The organism is Vicinamibacteria bacterium (assembly GCA_035620555.1).
Lineage (GTDB): Bacteria > Acidobacteriota > Vicinamibacteria > Marinacidobacterales > SMYC01 > DASPGQ01.
Genome location: DASPGQ010000327.1, coordinates 1 through 4966, shown reverse-complemented (window position 1 = coordinate 4966; position 4966 = coordinate 1). Strand labels below are relative to the sequence as shown.

Annotated in this window: 5 protein-coding genes; 1 reads left to right on the top strand and 4 read right to left on the bottom strand. The window is 60.9% G+C overall.

All coding sequences use genetic code 11. From position 1 onward, the window contains the following. Nucleotides 1–320, top strand: a 320-nt coding sequence (locus tag VEK15_13425) for a DUF4388 domain-containing protein (GenBank protein HXV61693.1), incomplete at its 5' end; no start/stop codon positions are given. Nucleotides 321–340: 20 nt separating this feature from the next. Here VEK15_13425 and VEK15_13420 read toward each other — a convergent pair. The 4 genes from VEK15_13420 to uvrB all read right to left on the bottom strand — a co-directional run. Further along, nucleotides 341–1402 carry an MlaD family protein gene (locus VEK15_13420; protein ID HXV61692.1) on the bottom strand — a complete coding sequence of 354 codons (1062 nt, stop codon included), beginning with the start codon at nt 1400–1402 and terminating at the stop codon, nt 341–343. Between the two features lie 5 nt (nt 1403–1407). Further along, on the bottom strand, nt 1408–2238 hold the full coding sequence (locus tag VEK15_13415) for an ATP-binding cassette domain-containing protein (protein HXV61691.1): 831 nt from the start codon (nt 2236–2238) through the stop codon (nt 1408–1410). Nucleotides 2239–2241: 3 nt separating this feature from the next. After that, the gene (locus tag VEK15_13410; protein ID HXV61690.1) at nt 2242–3021 is read right to left on the bottom strand and encodes an ABC transporter permease; all 780 of its coding nucleotides are present in this window, start codon (nt 3019–3021) and stop codon (nt 2242–2244) included. Between the two features lie 3 nt (nt 3022–3024). Further along, nucleotides 3025–4966, bottom strand: a 1942-nt coding sequence (gene uvrB, locus VEK15_13405) for an excinuclease ABC subunit UvrB (GenBank protein HXV61689.1), incomplete at its 5' end; no start/stop codon positions are given.

Here is a 4966-nt window from a genome sequence, read left to right as displayed (position 1 = left end):
AGCTGTCGGGCGACCTCGCGAGGTTCAAGAGCTCCGATATCCTGCAGTTGCTCGAAGCGAATCAAGCGACCGGCGTGCTCCGCATCGACGGGGACCGCGCGGGCGAGATTCATCTTCTCGATGGCCACATCTGCGGTTCGTTTTCCGACGAGCTGACCGGAGAGGAGGCAGCCTACCGCCTCATTCCGGTGCGGAACGGTCGGTTCCATTTCGTGCGCGCCGATATTCGAAGCAACGTGCAGGCGATCCGCTCCACGACCGAGTTCATGATGGAAGCATTTCGTCGGCACGACGAGAAGGCGAATCAGCCCGCGTCCTGATCGAATGAGCGGTCGACGCCTCAGAACAAACTCACTTTGATACGCAGGTATTTTTTCGGATCCTGGCGGATGTCAGCCAAAAGCCCCCTCAACTCGACAGCCGTTGCGTTCAAGTTCTCGTAGAGAGCGCGATCGTGGAGTAGCTGGCCCGCGGTGCCGTCACCTCGTTCGAGACGGGCGGATATGGAATCAAAGTTGCCGGAAAGCGAGTCGAGCCTGTCGTAGAGGGCCCGGTCGCGTACCAGAGCCCCGAGCGTCCCTTCACCCTGATCGACCCGGCGGGTTACACTCTCGAGGTTGGCGGTTGCCTGTTTGACCGAGAGACCCATGGACTCGTCGTGCACCAGCCGGCCGAGGGCGCCATCGCCGGTCTCGATACTCGTGACCAGACTCTTCATGTTCTCGGTGAGCTCGTTGAGGTTGTCGTAGATCGCGGGGTCGTGGATCATCTTGCCGAAGGTTCCCTCCATGCGATCGAGGGCGACGAATACGTCCTCGGCCTTTCCGATGAGCTCGAGTAGCTTCTGATACAGCTCTTCCCTCTTCAAGAGCGCGCCTAGTGTCCCCTCGCCCGACTGGAGATCCCGGGCGAGGTCACGGACGTCCCTCATCGTCGTCGAAGCGTCGGAGATGATGCCCTTGATCGGATCGCCCTCCGCCTCGCCGGGCACCGTGCCCTGATCCTCGATGGGCACGCCGCCGGGCTGCCCCGGGTCGATGTCGAGCAGCTTCTCCCCGAGCACCCCGAGGCTCCCCACCGTCACGAGGGAGTTGGTCGTGACGCGCTCCTGCACTTCGGTACGAAGGTTGAGCGTAACCCGCACGGGCGCAGGGGCGTCCGGACCGGCGAACTCGACGTGACGCACCGAACCCACCTCCACCCCCGAAAGGTGGATCGGAGCACCGGCTTTCAGACCGTTGACGTCACGCAGATAGCTGTAAACCGTATACTGCCCTCCAAGAAATGGAAGCCCCCCCTCCCGGGTCACGTAGATCGTCGTCGCCATGGCCACGATGAGGGCGATGGCCACGACGATGCCCACCCGAAGTTCTGCATAACTAACGCCTTTTCTACCTGCCATGAAGCCTACCTCCCATAAGCTTGGACGTGCCCATTCATGAATTGCCGGACGTAAGGCTCGTCGGTCGTGAACAGCTCGCGCTGGAGCCCGCGGAAGACGATCCTGCCGCGATTCAAGACGAGAAACTCAGTGCCTTCCAGTTTTTCGATGTCGGTTACTCGGCCGAATTCGACGTCGCCGTTCTTGGTTATGGCGTAGCTCTGGGCGACCTGAAACGCATCGCGGAGCTGGTGGGTCACCAGGACTGAGGTGACGCCTCCGAGATCGCGCAACTTCACGATCAGGTCGCAAATCGTGGATCCGGTAATCGGGTCGAGTCCCGTGGTCGGCTCGTCGTAGAGGATCAACTCGGGCCCGTGGGCCATTGCCCGGGCCACGGCGACGCGACGTCTCTGGCCACCCGACAACTCCGACGGCATTCGATCGTAAAATTCGCCCAGCTCCACGACGGCGAGCATGCGTTGCACGCGCCGCTCGAACTCCTCCTCACTCAACTCCTCGTGCTCCCGAAGTCGGAAGCCGACGTTCTCGGCGACGGTGAGAGAGTCGAAGAGCGCGCCTTCCTGGAAAACCATCCCGATATCGGCGCGTACGTCCATCAGCTCCGACTCACGCATTCGGCTTATGTCCACGCCTTCGACCTCGACCACTCCCGAGTGGGGCTTGATCAGGCCGAGGACGAGCTTGAGGATCGTGGATTTGCCCGAGCCGCTTCCGCCGAGAATGATGAGAGTCCGCCCCTGTTCCACTTCGAAGGTCACGTCGGCGAGTGCCAGGTCGTCGGTCCCCGGATAGGCGTAATCGACGTTACGGAACGCAATCACTGTCGCGGGCATGATTCAGGGGTAAACGAATTTGAGGATGAGCAGATTCAGGAAGTAGTCGCTCGCCAGAATGAGGACGGATGCGACGACCACCGATTGGGTGGTCGACTCTCCGACGCCTCTCGTTCCTCCGGTGGTGGTCAGGCCCTGGTAGCAGCCCACGGTGACGATGATGTATCCGAACACGAACGGTTTGGCGAGCCCCATGAACAGGTCGTGAAGGCGAATGGCGTCGAGCGCCGAATGCCAGTAGAGGCTCGTCGCCAGTCGAAGGGTGAGCGTCGAGACCAAATAGCCGCCGACCATCCCCACGGCGTTGGAGAGAACCGTAAGGGTGGGAACCATCACCACGCCCGCGATCATGCGGGGGACGACGAGCTTTCGGATGGGATCGGTTCCCAGTGAGCGAAGCGCGTCGATCTGCTGGGTCACGACCATGGAGCCGAGCTCCGCCGCCATACCCGACCCCACTCGACCGGTAACCATGAGGGCGGTCAGCACCGGACCGAGCTCCCGGATCATCGAGAGGGACACCATACGTCCGACGTAGGGGCGGGCGCCGAAGGCATCGAGCGTGGCCGAGCTCTGCACCGTCAAGACCATTCCGGTGAACAGACCCGTGAGGCAAACGATGGTGATCGAGCCCACGCCGATCGAGTCCATCTGGTCGAGGGTATCGCGCCAGTAGTGTCGACCCGAGAACAGGTTCACCAGCGCTCGGTAGGCCAGCTTCGAGTACTCTTGAATCGCGAGAATCCAATGTTTGACCGCTTCGGAAAGTGCGTTGAATACCACCGATCAAGCCTCGAACAGCTCGAGCTGCCTCAGGTCGCGTATGCGGTCGCGAAACTCGGCGGCTTTTTCGAACTCCAGCTCCTTGGAAGCCTTCTTCATCGAACGGGTCAATCTCTCGATCTCTCGTCGAATCTCCTCGGGACTCCCGAACAGGAGCCCTTCCTCCGCCACCTTCAACCTGCCGGGTGTCGTTTCCGCCTCCTGCTCGGCACCCATTCGCCCACGGATCGACTTGACGATGGTCTCGGGTGTGATTCCATGGTTCTGGTTGTACTCCTGTTGGACGCGGCGCCTTCGTCTCGTTTCGGTGACGGCCTTTCTCATGGAATCCGTCTCGTTGTCGGCATAGAGAACGGCCTTGCCGCGCACGTTTCGGGCCGCGCGGCCAATCGTCTGAATGAGCGAGCCCGCCGACCGCAGGTAGCCCTCTTTGTCGGCGTCGAGAATGGCCACGAGCGACACTTCGGGAAGATCCAATCCCTCGCGCAACAGATTGATTCCGATCAGCACGTCGAACTCGCCCAGCCGGAGATCTCTCAAGATCTGCATCCTCTCCAGCGTATCGATGTCGGAATGAAGATAGCGGCACTTGACTCCGAGCTCGGTGTAATATTCGGTCAGATCCTCCGCCATCCGTTTGGTGAGCGTCGTGACCAGGACGCGCTCGTTCCTCTCGACGCGATCACGGATCTCGTGGAGAAGATCGTCGACCTGTCCCGCAACCGGGCGCACGTCGACTTCCGGATCCGTCAGTCCGGTGGGACGGATGATTTGCTCCACCACCACGCCCCGGATCTTGTCGAGCTCGTAGGGTCCCGGGGTCGCCGAGACGTAGATTGTCTGGTCGACTCGCTTTTCGAACTCCTCGAAGTTCAACGGGCGGTTGTCGAGGGCCGAGGGCATGCGGAATCCGTACTCAACCAGGGTCTCCTTCCTCGAGCGGTCTCCGTGATACATCCCGCGGATCTGAGGAATGGTCTGGTGCGATTCGTCGATCACCACGACGACGTCATTGGGAAGGTAGTCCATGAGCGTCGGAGGCGGCTCCCCGGGCGAACGGCCGGTGAAATGGCGCGAGTAGTTCTCGATGCCATGGCAATACCCAACTTCTTGCAGCATCTCGAGGTCGAACAGGGTCCGTTGTTGAAGTCGCTGTGCTTCGAGAAGTTTTCCTTGCGATACGAGCTTTCGGTGGAACCAGTCGAGCTCCTCGCGAATCGATTCGATGGCTCGCACCGTACGTTCACGCGACGACACGTAATGCGTCTTGGGAAAGATCGTCACCCGGGTCATCGGCCGGATCGTCCTGCCGGTCAGGGTGTCGAACTGAGCGATCTCCTCCACCTCGTCACCGTATAGCGACAGGCGCACCCCGAGATCGTCGTAGCCGGGGACGATCTCGATCACGTCCCCTCTCACCCTAAAACTTCCGCGCCTCAGCTCGAAATCGTTGCGCTCGTACTGAATCTCCACGAGCTTGCGCAATATCGCGGCCCGATCGACCTCGTCTCCCTTGTCCAGGTGAAGGAGCATCCCGTAGTAGGCTTCCGGTGAACCAAGCCCGTAGATACAGGAAACGCTGGCTACAATGAGCACGTCTTCTCGCTCGAAGAGCGACCTCGTTGCCGACAGCCGCATCCGATCGATCTCGTCGTTTATGGTCGCCTCTTTCTCGATGTAGGTGTCGCTCGCCGGGACATAAGCTTCCGGCTGGTAGTAGTCGTAATAGCTGACGAAGAACTCCACCGCGTTGTCGGGAAAGAACTCCCGGAACTCCTGGTAGAGCTGGGCCGCGAGCGTCTTGTTGTGGGCGATGACGAGGGTTGGCCGGTTGACGGCCTCGACCACTTTCGCGATGGTGAAGGTCTTACCCGATCCGGTGACTCCCAGCAGCACTTGATCCCGGTCGCCCCGGATGAGGCCGGCGGTCAGTTCCTCGATTGCG

Excerpts from the sequence above, each read along its gene's own strand:
- VEK15_13420 (HXV61692.1), bottom strand. The coding sequence starts at position 1,402 with ATGGCAGGTAGAAAAGGCGTTAGTTATGCAGAACTTCGGGTGGGCATC.
- VEK15_13415 (HXV61691.1), bottom strand. The coding sequence starts at position 2,238 with ATGCCCGCGACAGTGATTGCGTTCCGTAACGTCGATTACGCCTATCCG.